Annotated in this window: 14 protein-coding genes; 3 read left to right on the forward strand and 11 right to left on the reverse strand. The window is 68.1% G+C overall.

Annotated features, from left to right (window positions below):
• The coding region (locus Aple_RS44490) for a flavin monoamine oxidase family protein (RefSeq protein WP_155350827.1) at positions 1–1,264 on the forward strand (1,264 nt) is incomplete at its 5' end.
• A gap of 14 nt (positions 1,265–1,278) precedes the next feature.
• Here the strand turns inward: Aple_RS44490 and Aple_RS44495 are convergent.
• From Aple_RS44495 to Aple_RS44520, 6 genes are read right to left on the reverse strand one after another with little or no spacing between them, the layout of a single operon-like run.
• Positions 1,279–2,118: a DeoR/GlpR family DNA-binding transcription regulator gene (locus Aple_RS44495; RefSeq protein WP_246265271.1), complete on the reverse strand. Its 840-nt coding sequence runs from the start codon at positions 2,116–2,118 to the stop codon at positions 1,279–1,281.
• Positions 2,118–3,632: an FGGY-family carbohydrate kinase gene (locus Aple_RS44500; RefSeq protein WP_155350828.1), complete on the reverse strand. Its 1,515-nt coding sequence runs from the start codon at positions 3,630–3,632 to the stop codon at positions 2,118–2,120. Before Aple_RS44500 ends, Aple_RS44495 begins: the two co-directional genes overlap by 1 nt.
• A complete protein-coding gene (locus Aple_RS44505) occupies positions 3,629–5,257 on the reverse strand; it encodes a glycerol-3-phosphate dehydrogenase/oxidase (RefSeq protein ID WP_170321977.1) in 1,629 nt (542 codons plus the stop codon). The genes Aple_RS44500 and Aple_RS44505 overlap by 4 nt, the downstream gene beginning before the upstream one ends.
• Before the next feature lie 52 nt (positions 5,258–5,309).
• Positions 5,310–6,356 (reverse strand): substrate-binding domain-containing protein, encoded by a 1,047-nt coding sequence (locus Aple_RS44510; protein WP_155350830.1) that lies wholly within the window; start codon positions 6,354–6,356, stop codon positions 5,310–5,312.
• A 40-nt stretch (positions 6,357–6,396) separates the two neighbouring features.
• On the reverse strand, positions 6,397–7,395 hold the full coding sequence (locus Aple_RS44515; protein WP_218038825.1) for an ABC transporter permease: 999 nt from the start codon (positions 7,393–7,395) through the stop codon (positions 6,397–6,399).
• Between the two features lie 9 nt (positions 7,396–7,404).
• Positions 7,405–8,961 (reverse strand): sugar ABC transporter ATP-binding protein, encoded by a 1,557-nt coding sequence (locus tag Aple_RS44520; RefSeq protein WP_155350831.1) that lies wholly within the window; start codon positions 8,959–8,961, stop codon positions 7,405–7,407.
• 142 nt (positions 8,962–9,103) lie between these two features.
• Between Aple_RS44520 and Aple_RS44525 the strand changes: the two genes are divergently transcribed.
• Complete coding sequence (locus Aple_RS44525) at positions 9,104–10,135, forward strand: tagatose 1,6-diphosphate aldolase (RefSeq protein ID WP_155350832.1); 1,032 nt, start codon at positions 9,104–9,106, stop codon at positions 10,133–10,135.
• Here Aple_RS44525 and Aple_RS44530 read toward each other — a convergent pair.
• Entirely contained in the window at positions 10,091–10,579 is a 489-nt protein-coding gene (locus Aple_RS44530; protein ID WP_155350833.1) for a hypothetical protein, read from the reverse strand. The genes Aple_RS44525 and Aple_RS44530 overlap by 45 nt on opposite strands.
• An 85-nt stretch (positions 10,580–10,664) precedes the next feature.
• On the opposite strand from Aple_RS44530, the gene Aple_RS44535 reads away from it, so the two are divergent.
• Positions 10,665–11,876, forward strand: coding sequence for a M20 metallopeptidase family protein (locus Aple_RS44535; protein WP_155350834.1), 1,212 nt, complete (start codon positions 10,665–10,667; stop codon positions 11,874–11,876).
• On the opposite strand, the gene Aple_RS44540 is transcribed toward Aple_RS44535, so the two are convergent.
• From Aple_RS44540 to Aple_RS56685, 4 genes are all read right to left on the reverse strand, one after another.
• Positions 11,866–12,336, reverse strand: coding sequence for a TIGR02611 family protein (locus tag Aple_RS44540; RefSeq protein ID WP_246265266.1), 471 nt, complete (start codon positions 12,334–12,336; stop codon positions 11,866–11,868). The genes Aple_RS44535 and Aple_RS44540 overlap by 11 nt on opposite strands.
• A 49-nt stretch (positions 12,337–12,385) precedes the next feature.
• Positions 12,386–13,564 carry an acetate kinase gene (locus Aple_RS44545; RefSeq protein ID WP_281361699.1) on the reverse strand — a complete coding sequence of 393 codons (1,179 nt, stop codon included), beginning with the start codon at positions 13,562–13,564 and terminating at the stop codon, positions 12,386–12,388.
• The gene (gene pta, locus Aple_RS44550; RefSeq protein WP_155350836.1) at positions 13,564–15,624 is read right to left on the reverse strand and encodes a phosphate acetyltransferase; all 2,061 of its coding nucleotides are present in this window, start codon (positions 15,622–15,624) and stop codon (positions 13,564–13,566) included. The genes Aple_RS44545 and pta overlap by 1 nt, the downstream gene beginning before the upstream one ends.
• A gap of 78 nt (positions 15,625–15,702) precedes the next feature.
• A complete protein-coding gene (locus Aple_RS56685; protein ID WP_155350837.1) occupies positions 15,703–18,429 on the reverse strand; it encodes a cellulose-binding domain-containing protein in 2,727 nt (908 codons plus the stop codon).
• Between the last annotated feature and the right edge of the window lie 176 nt (positions 18,430–18,605).

Below are 18,605 nucleotides of genomic sequence, written 5' to 3' on the forward strand. Positions count from 1 at the left end.
GGTCCACACCCTGCGCGGGTTCGCGCCCGGCCTGTACGCGGAAGCCGGCGCCATGCGCATCCCCCGGGTGCACGACCTGACCCTGGAGTACTGCCACCGATTCGGCCTGGACCTGCGCCCGTTCGTAATGGACAACCCTCACACGCTCGCCTACATCCAGGGCAAACGCCTCACCATGGGCCGGCTCGACGCCGAACCCGATCTGCTCGATTTCGATCTGGCGCCCCACGAGCAGGGCCGTACGTACACGGATTTGTGGCGAGAAGCCACCGCCGAGATCCACGACCTGTACGCCCAGGAAGGCGAGAACGCCCTGGACCGGCTCTGCGCCGAATACGACCGCTACTCAATCCGGGCGTTCCTCCTCGAACGCGGCTTCTCCCCAGGCGCCATCGAGCTCTACGGGATCATGAGCTTCCGCGAGGCCAACCTGAACGCCGCCATCATCGAGCAGTTCCGCGAGATCATCGGCCGCGCCTTCGAGGACATGCAGGAGATCGCGGGCGGCTCCGACCTGCTCCCGACCGCGTTCTACCAGCAGATCAAGGACCAGGTCAGGTTCGGCCACGAAGTCCACGCGATCGAGCAGGACACCGACGGCGTGCGCCTGCACGTGCGCACCACCACCGGCCACACCACCCTCACCGCCGACTACGCGATCTGCACGATCCCCTTCTCGGTGCTCCGCGACATCGAGATCACCCCGCCCTTCTCCCGAGGCAAACAACGCGCGATCCGCGAACTCCACTACAACGCCTCCACCAAGATCCTCTTCCAGGTCCGCCACCGCTTCTGGGAACGAACCGACGGAATCATCGGCGGCACCACCGTCACCGACCTCCCGATCCGCCGCATCTGCTACCCCTCCTTCTCCGACCCCCACGAGGACCGCGCCGTCCTTCTCGCCAGCTACACCTGGGGCCAGGACGCCCTGCGCTGGGGCGCCATGTCCCGCGAACGCCGCATCCAGCAGGCCCTCGAAGACGTCGCCAAAGTCCACCCCGAAATCAACGACACCTTCGAATTCGGCATCAGCCACTGCTGGTACGACGACCCCTGGGCGGCCGGCGCGTTCGCCCTGTTCGAGCCCCAGCAGCAGTCCGGCCTCCACGACGACATCCTCAAGCCCGAAGGCCGGATCCACTTCGCCGGCGAGCACTGCTCGCTCTGGCACGCCTGGATCGAAGGCGCCCTGGAATCAGGCCTACGCGCGGCCACCGCCGTACACGAAGCGGTTTCCGGCACCCACAGCAGCGGCTCCTAGCACCACAATGGAGATCACGCGGTCACGTCCGGGGCGACCACGACCTCGACGCCGAGGTGGCGGATGCCCTCGACCGTCTCGGTGGGAGTGGCGGAGTCGACGATGACAACGTCGAAGGCGCTCAGCGGCATCATCATGTGCAAGGCACGACGTTCGAACTTGGTGTGATCGACATACAGGATGCGCTGTCGAGACGACTCGAACATCGCCTGCTTGATGAGCCCGGTCTCCACCGCCTGGTGGAAGCAGGCGTTGTCGATCACGGCCGCGGTCGACATGACGAAGACGTCGGCGCGCATCCGCCGGATGGTCTCGACGGTCTGGCCGTCCTGATAGGCATCGCACCACTCCTGGTACTTCCCGCCGACGAGGTTCAGGGCGATCCCCGGCTCGTGCTTCAGGGCTTGCGCGACCGCGTCGAAGTTCGTGATGACGGTGAGCGGTGATATCCCCTTGATCTCGTTCGCGAAGAAGATCCCTGTGGTCGAGTCGTCGAGGAAGACAGCCTGGCCCGGCTGGATGAATGTCGCCGCGGCCCGGCCGAGGGCGAGCTTGGCCAAACGGTTCTCGTCGAGGCGGTACTCGGTGCTCGACTCGAACAGTCTTGTCGAGACCGCGGTGGCCTTGCCGTGGCTGCGGCGGAGGATGCCGACGGTCTCCAGCTCGACGAGGTCGCGCCGGATGGTCATGGCGCTCACATCGAACCGTTTGGCCAGAGTGGCCACCGCGACGCTGCCGTGCGCGATCACATACTGGGCAATCGACCTCTGGCGCTGCTTGTTACCGCCTTCCGGTTCGGCGGACTGTCCGTCCATCTCCTCCGTCCCCTGGGCAGGCCCCGTGCTGGCGATCATCACGTGTTCGACCCTATCGCTGCCAGGCTCCGCCATACCGGGCCAAGCGCGTCCACGGCCGTGAGATACGCCTGATACCCGCGTTCCATGACGGCGGCGCCCGCCTCCGACGGCTCGTGCCTGCGCTGGTAGCGCACACAGCGGTCGACGGCCTCGGCCAGATCCGAGAACACCCCTACACCCACGCCCGCGCACAGCGCCGCGCCGAGCGCACCGGTCTCGTTGCTCTCCGGCACCGAAACCGGCCGGCCCAGCGCGTCGGCGAACATCTGCGACCAGATGCCGCTCCGGCCGCCTCCTCCGGTGATGGTGACCAACTCCGGCTCATACGTCCGGCGGAGTTGCTCCACATGCCATCGGTGGGTATGCACGATCCCCTCCATGACCGCGCGAACCAGCTGTCCTCTGGAGTGCCACGCACGCAGCCCGACGAAGCCTCCCGAGGACTCCTTACCGAACGGCGAGCCGTACAGGAAGGGCAGGTACAGCAGGTCGTGAGGCTTGTGCAGATCCTTGGCGACCTCGACGTTGAGAGCGGCGAACGGGTCCGTGTTGTCTTCTAGTCTCACTGAGCTCAGGTTGTCGGCGAACCATTCGAGGTTGCTGGCGGAGGTGGGTGACACGGCCATGCTCATCCACTGTCCGGGCTCGACGAAGCTGCGGCACAACCACATCGGGCTGGTGTGCGGCTGGTCGGCCACCACCTCGTTGATGTTGTAGGTCCCGGCGATCAGCGTCATCGCGCCCGGTTTCGCGCTACCCGAGCCGATGGCGCACGCGTCCACGTCATGCAGTCCCGAGACCACCGGGGTCCCCTGCCGCAACCCAGTGTATTCGGCCACCTCGGCGGTGACCCGCCCAGCGATCCGCGTCGAACCGACGATCGGGGGCAGCAGGGACCGAAGTGATCCCAGTCCGTAGAGCTCGAACGCCCGCTCGTCGTACCGCTGGGTCGCCACGTTCACGAATGAGCAGCTCGCGTCGGTGAGGTCGGTCGTCGCCTCCCCGGTGAACGCGAGCTTGAGCAGGTCCTTGCAGGACAGGGCGAAGCTGCTGCGCGCGAGCACCTCCGGCTCGTGCTCCCGCAACCAGGCGAGCAGCGCCGAGGCGGCCGCAGGGAACGGCGGCTGGCCGGTGAGTTCCAGCGCGGCGTCGTGAACCCCGGCGCGTTCCCACTCCTCGACGAGCTCCGCGGCGCGGGTGTCGAGGGAGAGGATGCCAGGCCGGGTGGGCTTCCCCGCCGCGTCAGTCAGGTAGACACCGTCTCCGTGGCCGGTGATGGCGACGGCACTGATCGAACCGCCGGCGTCGGAGCCTGGGAGGTTGTCGACCACCGCACGCACGGCCTTCAGGCCGGCCTCGACGACCTCAAGCGTGTCGCGCTCCACCCAGGCCGGCCGCGGCGTCGCGATGCGGACGCGGCACGAGGCGGAGGTGACCTCGTGGCCCGCCACGTCGAAGATGACGGCCTTGGTGATCGTGGAGCCGGCGTCGATACCCAGCAGATAGGTCATGGTGTTCCCGAGTAGCGTGGCTGCAGCTTCTTGATGTAGTGACGGTAGTGGGCCATGTCTGTTTCGACCCGGTCCACGGCCCAGCCGCAGAACCGTGTCACGACCTCGGCCACCTCAGCCAGCGAGGCCAGGCCGAGGTCGTCGTCGAGTCCGGTCATGATCCGCCGAGCGATGATGTCCTCCAGCGTGACGGCCTGTGACTCCTCGACGGCGAACACCACCTCCGCTGCGGTCGTCGCCCTCGTCCCCCGGAGCACCTCAGCGAGCCGGGGGTTTCGTGCGGCGATGTCCTCGACGGCCTGCGCCCGGATCCCGTACGAGGCCACGAGCCTTGCGGCCACCTCGGGAGGCAGCGCGGACCTTTCAAGGTATCCGGCGATCCAGGCGTTCCGGTCCGGGTGCTCGGCGCCGGGCAGCCGCGCCGTGCGGGTCGGCGTGCGCGTGACCTTCCGGTCGAGGAGCTTGAGCACCCGGTCGACCACGTCCTCGCCGACCGATCGGAAGGTGGTCAGCTTGCCGCCGATCACCGACAGGACTCCCCGCAGCGGTCCGTCATGCGTCTTGACGATATGCCGCCGGGTGATGTCGCCTGTCGGCCCGTCCGCGGAGTAGGGCAACGGGCGGACGCCCGCGTAGCACCACACCACGTCGTCGCGGCCCAGCCGGGCCTCGGGGATGAGTATGTTGGTCTCGGCCAGGATGTAGTCGATCTCGCCGGCCGTCGGCGACACCGCGCCCGGCTCACCGGAGAAACGGTCGTCGGTGCTCCCCAGCAGGTAGCGCCCCCGCCACGGGATCACGAACAGGGCCCTGGAGTCCGATCTGGCCTCGTAGTAGACGGCGTCCGAAGGCGCTCCGGGGAATCGGCCGACGACCAGGTGGGTGCCTTTCGTCCCGCCCATGAGGGGGACGGGTTTCGAGCTGTGCATCGCTGTCAGCACATCGTCGACCCACGGGCCGGCGGCGTTCACGACCAGTCTGGTCGTCACGCCGTACCGCCGGCCACTGGTGGTGTCGGTGAAACGCACGCCGGTGATCCCCTCGCCCGACCAGGTGGCCCCGTCGACCTCGGCGTGGTTGACGATATGCGCTCCGGCCGCACGGGCCGCCGCGGCGAGTTCGGTCATCAACCGCTCCGGCTCGGCCACCTGAGCCTCGAAGTACGCCACCCCGCCGCGCAGGCCGGTCCGGTTCAACGATGGCAGCAGCCTGACGAAGGATCCCGTGGAGTACTGCCGGTGCCAGGCGGTCGACTTGTCGAAGGACAGCACGTCGTAGGCGAGCATCGCCGCCCGCAGCAGCCACGGCCGATGGGTGGCGTCGCGGTAGAGCGGGAGGCAGAACCGCAGCGGCTCGATCAGGTGCGGAGCGGCTCTGAGGAGCCACTCGCGCTCCCTGAGCGAGTCGCGGACCAGGGCCACGTCCCCTCGCTCCAGGTACTTGAGTCCTCCGTGGATGAGGCGGCTGTTCCACGCCGACGTCGCCCACCCGAAGTCATGCTTCTCGAGGAGCAGTACCGGTACTCCGCGAAGCGCGGCGTCCCAGGCGATCGCCAGCCCGTTGCAGCCACCCCCCACCACGACGAGGTCGTACTGGGATCGAAGTGACAGTTCTCTGGAGTTCACACGCGAATCCTTGGACTTGGGGTCGGGTCGAAGGGGAACACGGGCAGGCCGGTTACCCGGCCTGGTCGCTGAGGCTGCCCGCCGAGATGTCGCCGCTCGCCACGTTGGCGTCGACAAGACCGGGCAGTTTGGCGAGGAATGCGTCCTTGCCGGTGACCACGTTCTGGTAGGCCGCGTCCACGTTGTCCTCGGTGATGATCGGCATGTTGTAGGTGTAGGCCTTCTGGTACGGCTTGCCGGTCGCGACCAGTCGCGCCACGGCGAGCCCCGCCGCCATTTCCACCACGCCGTGCTGCAGGTTGGTGCCGAGCATCGAGCCGTTCTGGACCGCCTTCAGGCCGTCCTCGATGCCGTCGATCCCCACGACGAAGATGTCCTTGCGCCCGGCCTCGGCCAGACCCTTGGCGGCGCCCAGCGCCATGTCGTCGTTCTGGGCCACGATTCCGTCGATCTTCCCGCCGGCCGACTGCAGCCACGTCTTCACCTTGTTGCCGGCCACCTCGGGCTTCCAGTCCGCCGCGTCCTCGGCGACGACCTTGATGTCCGGGTTCTTCGCCAGGATGTTGTGCATGCCCTTGGTCCGGTCGATCTCGAAGGACGAGCCGAGCGCGCCCTGGAGAATCGCGATGCGACCCTTGCCGTTGAGCTTGTCGACCATGATCTGCATCGCCTGCTCACCCGCCTTGACGTCGTCGGGCAGCACCGAGGTGGTGATGTTGGAGGTGTCCTTCAGCGTCGCGTTCACCGCGATGACCGGGATGCCCTCCTTCTTGGCGCGGGCGAGCTGAGGGCCGAGGGAGTCGGCCTGGACCGGCGCCACGATGATCGCGTCGACATGCTGGTTGATCATCTGGTCGATCTGGCTGGCCTGGGTGCTCACGTCCTGTTCCGCGGAGTTCCACAGCAGATCGATGTCACGCGCCTTGGCGTACGCCTCCATCCCCTCCTTGCCCTGGGTGATGAAGGGGGACATGAAGTAGACCGTGGCACCAATCCGAAGCCGGTGCTCGCCGCCTTCGGCGGTGTCGGGCCCGCAGGCGCCCAGCGTCATGACCAGGCTGGTGGCGGCTAGTGCGGTCAGTTTCCTGAAGGTACTCATCTGGCGTCCTTTACCGGTTGGGGGGTTGAAAGTGCGAGGGCTAGCTCTTGCGGCGGGTAACGAAGACATCCACGGCCACGGCGGTCGCGATGAGCGTGCCCTTGATGACGCTTTGCCAGTACGAGGGGACGAGGAGCAGGTCCAGCCCGTTGTTCAGCGTCTGGATGAGCAGCAGGCCGATCAGCGTGCCCCAGATCGTGCCGCGGCCCCCCATCAGGCTGGCCCCGCCGATGACGACGGCGGCGATCGCGTCCAGCTCGTAGCCGGCGCCCAGGGTGGGGGCCGCGGTGACCACCCGGGAGGACAGCAGCCCGCCCGCGAGCCCGGCGAGTGCGCCGGACACGGCGTAGACGCTGAACAGCACCCCGCGTACCTTGATGCCCGCGATGCGCGCCGCCGTGATGTTGCCGCCGACCGCGTACACCCGGGTTCCGTAGGTGGTTCGGCGCATGAGCAGGGCGAGGACGGCGAGGACGAGGAACATGAGCCAGACGGGCAGTTCGAGCCCGAACAGCGTGGTGTTGGCGAAGGCGCCGAACCCCGCGGGGATCCCGTTGATCGGTGCGCCGCCGCCCACCACGTACGCCAGCCCGGAGGCGGTCGTGAGCATGGCGAGCGTCGCCACGAAGGCGGGCAGGTTCAGGCCGGCGACCAGGATGCCGTTGACCGCGCCGCAGGCCAGGCCGGCCGCGACGGCAACCGCGATGCCCAGCCACAGCGCCTCGGGATTGGCCTTGGCCACGATCGCGCCGGACATGGCCGCGAGCGCGATCACGCTGCCCACCGACAGGTCGATGCCGCCGGTGAGGATCACCAGGGTCTGCCCGCACGCGATCAGCGCGAAGGGTGCGGCTGCCACCAGGATCGTTGCGAGGTTTCCCGCGGTGGCGAAGTGGGGGCTCGCGAAGGAGAAGTAGACAAGCACGCAGAGCACGGCGAGTGACATGCTGTTGGCGATCATGCCGTTCTTGACCTTGGTCGCGATCGCCAGCCGCCTAGAGACCGTCACGTCCGTTCCCGCGACGATGAGTTGCGTCATGAAAGGGGCCTATCTGGGAGAAGCGTGGAATCCGGCGGCGTGGGAGAAGATCTCTTCCTGGGCTGCCGCGGCCGAGGTCGTCGCGAGCGAAATGTCGCGCTCGATGCGTCCCCGGCGCATGACGAGCACCCGGTGCGCGAGCCCGAGCACCTCGGGCAGGTCTGACGAGGCCATGACGATCGCCATTCCGGACGAGGCGAGATCCGCGATGACGCGGTAGATCTGGCTGCGCGCTCCCACATCGACACCGCGCGTCGGTTCGTCGAGCAGCAGGACGTCGACCCGGTCGGTGAGCCATCGTCCGAGGACGACCTTCTGCTGGTTGCCACCGGACAGGGCGGCCACGGGCTGGTCCAGAGAGGCCGAGCGGAGACGCATGTCGTTCATCACGTCCGTCACCCGCGATCTGGCCAGGGTGACGCGCTTCCAACCGCCGACGGAGAATCGCGAAAGCCGGGGCAGGATGCCGTTCTCCAGGATGCTGAGACTTGGCACCAGGCCCGCGACCTGCCGGTCCTCGGGGACGATCGCCATGTGGGCGCCGATCGCGGCGGCGGGGTCGTTGCGGCGCACAGCGCGCCCGGACACGGTGACCGAGCCGCGCCTGCGACGTCGGATCCCCATGATGGTCTCGATCAGCTCGGTACGCCCCGCGCCTACCAGCCCGGCGAGCGCCACGATCTCTCCTGGGCGGACCGAGAAGCTGACCGGTGTGCCGAACCCCTCCACCTCGACGTCGGTGACCAGCAGCCGGGGCGCCTCGTCACGGGGTGGCGGGATCTCCGGGAAGATCTCGTCCAGATCGCGGCCGATCATCGCGGTGACGATCTGATCATCGGTGATCTCGCCGCCTGGCCGGTCCTCGATGAGGTTCCCGTCGCGCAGCACGACCACCCGGTCGGCCACCGCGCGGATCTCCTCCATCTTGTGCGTGGTGTAGATCATCGCGACCCCGCGCTCGCGCAGCCGGTCGATGATTCGGTAGAGCCGTGCCACCTCCACCTCGGAGATGGCCGATGTGGGCTCGTCAAGTAGCAGGACGTCGCATCCGGTGGAGGTGCTCTTAATGATCTCCACGATCTGCTGCATGGCCAGGCTGAGTTCCCGCATCGGGCGGCGTGGGTCCACGACCAGCTCGAACTCGCGAAGCAGCCGCCCGGCCTCCGCGATCATGGCCGATCGGTCGAGCAGGCCAAGCGCGCCCTTGAGCTCCCGGCCCAGGAACAGGTTCTCGTAGATCGTCATATCGGGGATCGGCGCGAGTTCCTGGGGCACGATAGCGATGCCCGCCTCGCGTGCCTCTCGGACGCTGGCCGCCCGGAGCGACCTCCCGCATACGTGGATCTCGCCAGCGCTGGGCGCCTCCTGGCCCGCGATGATCTTCATGAGCGTCGACTTCCCCGCTCCGTTCTCGCCGACGAGCGCCGTGACGGTGCCGGACCGCAGTGTCAGGTCCACCCCCTTGAGGACGGAGACGTGGCCGAAGGCCTTGTGCACGTCGCGACATTCGACGACCGGGGCGTCAGGTGATCGATCCGGGTACTCCTGGGTCGAGTGAAGCCGCACAGCAGCCTCCTTGTGCGTTTAATGTGTATTGCAACACCGTTTTAACATCGTTTACTGTGATGTACGGCATGTAGAGCCGTCAAGTGCACGAGCAAATCTGTGCGAACGATCAGTTAGCCCCGGACCAAGGGAGTCGCAACCGATGGCCAGACACAACGTGGATCCGGGCAAAATCCGCGGGCTGACCAGCCTCATCAGTGCGGACGGGCATTTCCTCATGTCCGCCATCGATCACCTGGGAGACTTCAGCCGGCTGCTGCCCGACGTGGGCGGTACACCAGATTTCGCACAGATTGTGTGTGCGAAAGCACGGATCGCGAGGGTACTCGCCGAGGAGTCGTCCGCGATCCTGCTCGATCCCGAGTACGGCATCGGTCATCTCACCGCGAGCGGCGCGGTACCGGCGGGGATCGGCCTGGTGGCCAGCATCGAAGGCGACGACTACGAGGTACGCCACGCCGAACGCCACACCCGCCTGCGCCCCGGTTGGTCACCCGCCAAGGCCAGGCTTGCCGGCGCGGACGCCGCCAAGCTTCTCTGGTACTACCGACCGGACGGGAATCCGGACGTACGGGCGAGCCAGCTCCGGGTACTGGAGAACTTCCTTCAAGCCTGTGACGACAACGGCCTCGTCTCCATCGTGGAGCCGATCTGGTCACCTCTCCCCGAGGAGAACGTCCTGGATCCGGCCTGGAGGGCGGGCCGCGTCAGGGGCATCATCGAGTCGGCCATCGAGATCGACCGCATGGGTACCGATGTACTGAAGGTCGAGTTCCCCGGTTACCTCGGGGACGAGAGGTCCGAGAAGGACGCGCTGCGGGCCTGCGAGGAACTCGATGCGCGCACCGACGCACCATGGCTGATCCTCTCGGCGGGCGTCGGTTACGAGGACTTCGTCACCCAGGTCGAAATCTCCGCGACCGCGGGCGCGTCAGGCTACCTGGCAGGGCGCAGCCTGTGGCGAGAAGCGGTCACGGCGTCCACACCGGCGGATCGCGAAGCGAGCCTCGATCTCGTGCGCGAACGCCTCCGTCGGCTCAACGCCACCGTCCGCGACAATGCGCGGCCGTTCGTAGCCACCCACCCGCTCGACGACATCCTGGGTGCGCTCGGCCCGTTCTGGTACGAGTCATGGCACGAGAACTCCGACGCACCGTCGAGATCGGGTCATTAGGTAGCTCGCGGTCGCCGCGCTGGTCAGCACCAGCAGCACCACGAGTGCGGTCAGCACCCCGGCCCCGGGTGTGACCTGCGGATCCGGGATCTCGTCGATGTCGGTTGAGCAGACCAGTGCCCTGCTCAGATCGCCCGCGTACACGCAGGCGGTCGCCGCCACCGCTGAGCCCGGATCCCCGCGCATGACGCCGCTCACCTCGTAGGTGCTCTCCCCCGGCGGCATCGTGACCAGCCAGGACGCGTGCGTCTCCCCCACCGACGCCCCCGCCGCCTCGACCTTCCGGAGTCCTGGCGGGAACGTGATCCGCACATTGGCAGCCAGCGGCGTGGTCTCGTGGTTGACGGCCTTGATGACGTAGGTCGTTCTCTGGTCGATCTCGTTGACGCCGTTGGCCAGGCCGACGGTGACCTGCGGCGAGGCCAATAGAATCGCGATCATCATTCCCCCCGCGGCTTAGGATCGCAGGTGGGGACCCCGGATGGCGCGGCGCATTGCCGGGACGCCCGCGAGTCGCGCACGATGAGGCATGAACATTCAGGACGAGCTGGTACGCCTCCGCCACTCCCTTCATCAAGAACCCGAGCTGGGCCTGACCCTCCCCCGGACTCAGGAGAAGCTACTCGCGGCGCTGGACGGACTGCCCTTGGAGATCTCCACCGGTGAGGCGCTGTCGTCGGTCACCGCCGTCCTGCGCGGGGGACGTCCGGGTCCCACCGTCCTGCTGCGGGCCGACATGGACGCGCTGCCCATCCAGGAGCGCGCGACGGTGCCGTACCGCTCGAAGATCGACGGGCGGATGCACGCGTGTGGCCACGATCTGCACATGGCCATGCTGGTCGGGGCGGCGCATCAGCTCAGCGTGAGCAGGGACAATCTCGCCGGGGACGTGGTGTTCATGTTCCAGCCCGGCGAGGAAGGCTACGAGGGCGCCAGACTGATGATCGAGGAAGGCGTGCTGCAATCGTCCGGCTGCCACCCCATCGCCGCGTACGGCATGCACGTCTTCGCCACCGCCGTCCCCACCGGCCTGTTCCTCACCAAGGGCGGCCCGATCCTGGCGGCGGCCGACACCTTCCAGGTGACCGTGCGCGGGCGCGGCGGCCACGGTTCCGCGCCGCATCGCGCGCTCGACCCGATCCAGGTCGGCTGCGAGATCGTCTCCCAGCTCCAGACGTACGTGACCAGGAGCTTTGACGTCTTCGACCCGGTGGTGGTGACCGTCGGGCAGTTCCACGGCGGCACCGCGGACAACGTCATCCCGGACGACGCCCGCTTCGACGCCACCATCCGCTCCTTCTCCGCCGAGACCCGCGCCCAGGTCAAGGAAGGCGTCGTACGGCTCGCGCGCGGCATCGCCGAAGCGCACGGCCTGACGGCGGAGTGCTCGTTCGGCATCGACTACCCGGTGACGGTCAACGACGAGGCGGAGGCGGAGTTCGCGGCCGAGACCGTGCGGGAGGTCCTGGGCGCGGAGCGCTACGTCGCGATGGCGCAGCCGGCGACCGGCTCGGAGGACTTCTCGTTCGTGCTGAACGAGGTGCCGGGGACGTTCCTGGTGCTCGGGGCGTGCCCGGCGGGGCAGGATCCGGTGGGGGCTCCGGCGAACCATTCGGCTGAGGCGGCCTTCGATGACGGGGTGCTCTCCGACGGGGCGACGCTGCTGGCGGCGCTGGCGACGCGCCGCCTGGCGGCGGCCTCGGCGGTGCCCGCCGGGGAGCTGAGCGAGCTCACCGGTTGAACAGGAGTTTCGCTTCCTGGATCAGGTCGATCTTGAGGGTGAGCTTCAGGGAGAGATAGACGATGGCGAAGGCGAGCAGGAAGGTGAGCGTGCCCGCGACGATGCGGACAAACCAGTTCTGCCGTTTCAGCCAGGCGGTCGCCGCGCCGACCACGCGCTTGGCGAAGTCCAGGACGTTGCTGGCCCAGTGGAACTCGGTGGCGAGCACGGCCAGGCCGCCGAACACGATCAGCCAGCCGGGGCCGGGGAACGGGACCATGATCAGGCCGCCGATCACCATGGCGCCGCCGATGATGCCGACGATGATCTTCAGGGTCAGTCGGCCGGCTGCGGTGGAGCGCCACCGGTCGAGCCATTTCATCGGCCCTCTGGCCTCCCCGTTGCGCGTGTATTCCGCTAGTTTCTCCTCCTCCCCGCTCTCAGTCCGTCCTTGTTCCTGCGCGTTCTCGGTTGTCGACACGGTTCACCCCCACACCTACGATAGCCAGCGGGATCTTCCGGTCTCCTCATCAATGCGGAGGAGTTCTCCCTACATCCGCAGTATCGACGGTCTGTTCGGCGATCTCCAATTCTTCGTCGGTCGGGATCACCAGGACCGTCACCTCGGAGCCGTCCTTCGAGATCGTCCGGGCTCGGGCGGAGTGCGCGGTGTTGCGGGCGGGGTCGATCGTGATGCCGAGACGGTCGAGGCCGGTGAGGGAGAGTTCGCGGGTCCGCGGGTCGTTCTCCCCGACGCCTGCCGTGAACACGATCGCGTCTACATGTCCGAGGACGGCGTAATAGTTGCCGATATATCCGCGTATGCGGTGGGTGTAGACGTCCATGGCCAGGCGGGCGTCCCGGTCGCCGTCGTCGACCTTGCGCCAGACCTCGCGCAGGTCGTTGGCCCCGGCGAGCCCGCGCAGGCCGCTCTCCCGGTTGAGGGCGGAGTCGATCTCGTCGAGGGTGAGTCCGGTCAGCCGCGCGACGTAGGGCAGCACGCCGGGGTCGAGGTCCCCGGATCTGGTGCCCATGACCAGCCCGGCCAGCGGCGTCAGGCCCATCGAGGTGTCCACGCTCCTGCCTCCCCGGACCGCCGTCGCGCTCGCGCCGTTGCCCAGGTGCAGGACGATTGTGTTGACCTCCTCGTACGACCGTCCGAGCAGTTCAGCGGCCTTCCGGGAGACGTACGCAGCTGACGTCCCATGAAAGCCGTATTTGCGGACATCCCACTCAGCGGGCACTGCATACGTATATGCCGCCGGTGGCAAGGTCTGATGGAAAGCCGTGTCGAAAACGGCCACATGCGGAAGCGTGGGAAACGCCCGCCTGGCGACCCGGATCCCTTCCAGATTCGCCGGATTGTGCAGCGGCGCGAGAGGAATCAACTCCTCGATCGCCGCCTCCACCTCGTCGTCGACCAGCTCCGCCCTCTCGAACCGGCTGCCGCCGTGCACCACCCGATGCCCGACCGCGACGACCCGATCCAGTGCGGGCCCTCGCGCGGCGAACGTGTCCAGCACCGCCCGCAACCCGGCCTCGTGATCGGCGAAACCGTCGGCGCCCACGGCCTCGCCATTGTGGACCAGATGCCCGGACGACTCCCCGATGCGGTCGACCAGGCCGGTCGCCAGCCGCGACCGCGTGTCCATGTCCAGCAACTGGTACTTGATCGACGACGACCCGCTGTTGAGAACGAGAACGTGCATCATTCTCCCTGCGCCTGAATCGCGGTGATCGCCACGGTGTTGACGATGTCGTGCACGGTAGCGCCCCGCGACAGGTCGTTGACCGGTTTCCGCAATCCCTGCAGCACCGGCCCGACCGCGACCGCCCCCGCGCTCCGCTGCACGGCCTTGTACAGGTTGTTCCCCGTGTTGAGGTCCGGCACGACGAACACCGTCGCCCGCCCGGCCACCGGGCTGCCGGGCATCTTGGTCCTGGCCACGCTCGGCTCGGCGGCGGCGTCGTACTGGATCGGGCCCTCCACCGGCAGGTCCGGTCGCAGCTCGCGGACCATCGCGGTGGCCGCGCGCACCTTCTCCACCTCGGGTCCCGCGCCGGACTCGCCGGTCGAGTACGACAGCAGCGCCACCCTGGGCTCCACCCCGAACCTGGCCGCCGTGGCCGCCGAGGAGATCGCGATGTCGGCCAGCTGCTCGGCGGTCGGGTCGGGGACCACGGCGCAGTCGCCGTACACCAGGACGCGGTCGGCCAGGCACATGAAGAACACGCTGGAGACCACGCCGACGCCGGGGCGGGTTTTGATGATCTCGAAGGAGGGGCGGATGGTGTGCGCGGTGGTGTGGATCGAGCCGGAGACCATGCCGTCGGCCAGGCCGAGGCCCACCATCAGGGTGCCGAAGTAGGACACGTCGGTGACGGTGTCGCGGGCCCGCTCGACGGTGATGCCCTTGTGGGCGCGCAGGCGCGCGTACTCGACCGCGAAACGTTCGCGGAGTTCGGGGTCGAAGGTACTGAGCACGCGGGCTTCGCCCAGGTCCAGACCGAGCCGGGCGGCCTGGGCGCGGATCTCGCGCTCGTCGCCGAGCAGGGTGAGGTCGGCGACGCCGCGCCGGAGCAGGATGTCGGCGGCGCGCAGGATGCGGGGTTCCGCGCCTTCTGGGAGCACGATGTGGCGGCGGTCGGCGCGGGCGCGTTCGAGCAGGTCGTATTCGAACATGAGCGGCGTGACCACGGTCGCGGGGGTCACGTGCAGGCGGTCGAGCAGGGCGGAGCCGTCCACGTGCGCGGCGAACAGGCCCAGCGCGGTGTCGATCTTGCCGTGGGCGTCGGGGGTGAAGCGGCCTTCGACCCGGGAGAGGCGGGTGGCGGTCTCGAAGGTGTCGCCGGGGGTGGTGATCACGGGGAGGCTGATCTCCATGCCGGTGAGCAGCCGCAGCACCGGCTCGGGGAGGGGCATGCCGCCGTTGAGGATGATCGCGGACAGGGCGGGGAAGGTGTCGGCGTGGTGCGCGGCCAGCAGGCCGGGGAGCAGGGCGGCCGCGCGGTCGGCGGGGGTGATCACCGCGACGCCCTCGGTGAGGCGCTCCAGGATGTTGGGGAGCGACATGGCGCCGACCATCAGGCCGCCGACCTCGCGGCCGAGTTGCTGCTCGTCGCCGAGGACCAGCGTGCCATGGCAGCCGGACAGCAGATCCGCGACCGTAGGCGCCGACAGCCTCGCCACCTCCGGGAGGACCCAGACCGGAGTGGGGCAGTCTTCTACGGCATCGGCCACTTCGGCCAGCTGGGCGGGGTCGACCCGGGTGATCGTGACCGCGATGCCGAAGGCGTGTTCCTCGGCGAGTTCCTTGGCGGAGAGTTCGACGGCGGCGGCGATCTCCTCCGGCGTTCGTTGCAGGCCGTTGACCACGTTGAGGACGGGGGTGCCGAGGTTGGCGGCGACTGCGGCGTTGAACTCGAACTCGGTGGGCGCGCCGACGTCGGTGTAGTCGGTGCCGATCACGACGACCGCGGCGCAGCGGGCCGCGACCGCGCGGTATCCGGCCACGATGTCGGCGATGGCCTGCTCAGGGTCGGCGTGCACGTCCTCGTAGGTGACGCCCGCGCAGACTTCGTACGACAAATCCATTTTGAAGCGGCTTCGGGCGGTGTTGATGAGGTTGTCCTCCACACCGGCCCGAACCACCGGCCGGTAGACGCCGACCACGCCCACCTGCCGGGAGAGCAGCTCGATCAGTCCGAGGGCGACCGCGCCCTTGTTGCTTCTGGCGTCGCTTGCCGCGACGTAAACGCCGATCGCCATGCGGGTAATGGTATGGCTCCCGCCGCTGGGCGGGCAGCGGGAGCCGTACCGGACTGGAGGTCGGAGGAACCTCCAGAATCAGAGGGCCGTGCAGGTCACCGGGTTGGGGACGTTGTTGGTGCCCGGCGCGGCGGCGTTGAACCCGAACGTTGTTGTCGCGTTCGGGTTGAGGTTGCCGTTGTAACTCATGTTGTTCACCGTGACGTTCGCCCCGCTTTGGGTGTGAGCGCCGTTCCACAGCGATTGGATCGTCTGGCCGTTCGCGTAGGTCCAGCGGACCTGCCAGCCGGTGATGGCCACCGTGCCGCTACTGCGGACGGTCACGGTGGCGCTGAAGTTGCCCGGCCACGTGTTCGTGATCGCGTACGTCGCGGTGCACGCCTTGCCGACGCCCGGGCTGGGGCTGGGGCTAGGCGAGGGGCTGGGGCTAGGCGATGGGGATGGGGACGGGCTGGGCGACGGACTCGGGCTGGGCGAGGGCGACGGTGACGGCGAAGGCGACGGGGGTGCGCCCGTGCGGTCGCCGTAGATGATGCCGCGGCCGTTGGTGCCCAGGTAGACCCGCCCGTAGGTGCGCGGGTCACCGGTGATCGCCTCGCCGATGTTGCCGTACTGGTGGGCGTCGTCGTTGATCCGCACCCAGGTGCCGCCCGAGTTGTCCGACCGGTACACGCCGCGCACATTGTCGATCTTGGCGATGGTGAACAGCGCCGGGTAGCTCTGCCCGGGAGCCGCCCGCCCGAAGCCGACGTTGTCCGCCTCCTGGACGTTCGCCAGCTTGGTGAAGGACGCGCCCGAGTTGGTGGAGTGCCACAGGCCGTAGGTCGCGCCCGTGCCGCCCGCCAGCCAGATGTCACCCTCGCGTCCGGGCACCGCCTTGAACCGGCCGGTGGTCGGCAGGCCGGTCGCCGCGGTCGCCGTGAAGGCCGCGCCGCCGTTGGTGCTGACGTAGAACTGGCCGTTGGCGAAGGCGTAGAACTTCTGCGAGTTCACCCGGTCCGACTCGATCCGCGAGTTGGCCGGCACGCCCGTCGCGGTCTGCCACGAGTTGCCGAACCCGACCGAGTAGACGACCTGGATGCCGCTGTCGCCCGGAGCCCAGACGAACCTGCTGCCGTCGGCCGACGCGGCCACCGTGCCGCCGTTGTTGACGCCGCCCGGCTCGCCGCCCTGGAACCAGTTCGCGCCGCCGTCGGTGGAGAAGGACACATGGCTGTCGTTCGGCCGGTCGGAGTCGGTGAAGTTGCCCGATCTGACCATCACGCTCGGGTTGGTCTCCGCGTAGTCCAGCGACGTGGTCGAGGTGAAGGTGGGCGCCGTGAACATCATCGGCGGGACCGCGTCCAGGTTGGTGTGCCGGAAACCGCCGATGTCGCCAAGGCCGCTGACCAGCGGCGCCGCGCCGGACGGCGGGCTGATCAGGTCGAGTACGGCGGTCTCCTCCAGCCCCTTCACCATCGGCCTGATGGTGAACTGGCCGCCGGTGTCCCAGAGTTTCAGGTCGGTGCTGCCGTAGATGGTCGCGCCGGTGCCGTACATGAATCGGTTGCCGTTGAACGGGTCGATCTCCAGCGACTCGACCATCCAGCCCAGCTTGGGCGTGACCTCCGGCGGCTGCGGGTTCGACCCGAAGGTGAGCCACGGCGCCGAGGTGATGTCCATCTTGTAGCGTAAGCTCCGGTTCGGGTAGGAGGTCCAGTCCCACACCCGGGTCCAGGTCGCGCCGCTGTCGGTGGACCTGAAGAAGATCACGTCCGGCCACCAGGACATCTGGGTGGACACCATGATGGTGCCCGGGTTCTGCCGGTCGATGGTCAGGCCGCTGTAGCCGAAGTAGTCGTCGGCGCTGCTGGACGGGATCGGGCTGATCTGGGTCCAGGTGCCGGTGGCGGTGGCGTAGCGCCAGACGTCGCCCTTCGCGCCGTCGTAGGGGCCGCCGGTGTCGCTGGTGGCCAGGTAGAGGTAGCCGTTGACGGTGTCGAGCACGCCCTTGTGGGCGATGTAGCCGGTCGGCTGCCCGGCCACCCGCTCCCAGCTGGTGCCGCCGTTGGTGGTCCGGTAGACCGTGTTCTGCTTGTCGGCCACGCCCACGTAGATGGTCTGGGTGGCGTTGCCGGAGGTGCCGGTGCGCTTGTCGAACGTCACCCAGACGACGCCCGGCTGGTGGGTGCCGTAGCCGTTCGGGTCGCTCGGGTCCGAGGCGTAGTTGCCGGCGTTCGGGAAGGAGGTCACCTTGGCCCAGGTGGCGCCGAAGTCGAGACTCCGCCACAGCCCGTTGCCGTTGGGCGCGCCCATGTAGAGCGTGCTGTTCCGGTTCGGGTCGACGGCCAGCCGCTCGCCCATGCCGCGGCCCGGCATGTTGCCGCCCATCTTGAACGGCAGCGGGGTGACCGACCAGGAGTCACCCTTGTTGGTGGAGCGCAGGATCGCGCCGTTGTTCGGGTCCCAGCTGTTGGTGTACATGCCGACCGCGGCGTACACACGGTTCGTCTGCACCGGGTCGGTGGCGATGCTGTCGACGCCGTTGTAGCCCCAGTTGGTGAACCCGACCCAGTCCAGCAGCGGCTTCCAGCTCTGGCCGGCCTGGTCCCAGCGGTACATGCCGCCGATGTCGGTACGCGCGTAGATAAGGTTCTGCTCTGTCTGGTTGAAGACGATGCCCGGCACGAAGCCGCCACCGTCGATCCGCACGTTCTTGAAGCTGTACGGGTCGGACGCGGCGGCACCCGCCGGCGCGTTTCGCACGACCACCGTGACCAGGGCCACGGCGACGAGCGCGAGCATGCTGAGAAGCTTTCTTCGCATGGACGGTCTCCCTCGGAAATGGTTAACCGCCATGCACGATCAGGTGGGGACCCTGACCGTCCGCCCAGCGCGTGCATGGAACTGCCGAGAGATTCACACAGCCGCCAAGCCCCCGTCAATAGTTTGAACTATAAACGAACTCAGGCGTCTCAGCTTGTGAGACGTACGCTTGCCAG

The sequence above is a fragment of the Acrocarpospora pleiomorpha genome (assembly GCF_009687885.1).
Lineage (GTDB): Bacteria > Actinomycetota > Actinomycetes > Streptosporangiales > Streptosporangiaceae > Acrocarpospora > Acrocarpospora pleiomorpha.

Bases quoted from the DNA above. Each gene is read 5' to 3' on its own strand.
- Aple_RS44495 (WP_246265271.1), bottom strand. From the start codon at position 2,118: ATGATCGCCAGCACGGGGCCTGCCCAGGGGACGGAGGAGATGGACGGA.
- Aple_RS44500 (WP_155350828.1), bottom strand. From the start codon at position 3,632: ATGACCTATCTGCTGGGTATCGACGCCGGCTCCACGATCACCAAGGCC.
- Aple_RS44510 (WP_155350830.1), bottom strand. From the start codon at position 6,356: ATGAGTACCTTCAGGAAACTGACCGCACTAGCCGCCACCAGCCTGGTC.
- Aple_RS44515 (WP_218038825.1), bottom strand. From the start codon at position 7,395: ATGACGCAACTCATCGTCGCGGGAACGGACGTGACGGTCTCTAGGCGG.
- Aple_RS44525 (WP_155350832.1), top strand. From the start codon at position 9,104: ATGGCCAGACACAACGTGGATCCGGGCAAAATCCGCGGGCTGACCAGC.
- Aple_RS44530 (WP_155350833.1), bottom strand. From the start codon at position 10,579: ATGATGATCGCGATTCTATTGGCCTCGCCGCAGGTCACCGTCGGCCTG.
- Aple_RS44535 (WP_155350834.1), top strand. From the start codon at position 10,665: ATGAACATTCAGGACGAGCTGGTACGCCTCCGCCACTCCCTTCATCAA.
- Aple_RS44545 (WP_281361699.1), bottom strand. From the start codon at position 13,564: ATGCACGTTCTCGTTCTCAACAGCGGGTCGTCGTCGATCAAGTACCAG.
- pta (WP_155350836.1), bottom strand. From the start codon at position 15,624: ATGGCGATCGGCGTTTACGTCGCGGCAAGCGACGCCAGAAGCAACAAG.
- Aple_RS56685 (WP_155350837.1), bottom strand. From the start codon at position 18,429: ATGCGAAGAAAGCTTCTCAGCATGCTCGCGCTCGTCGCCGTGGCCCTG.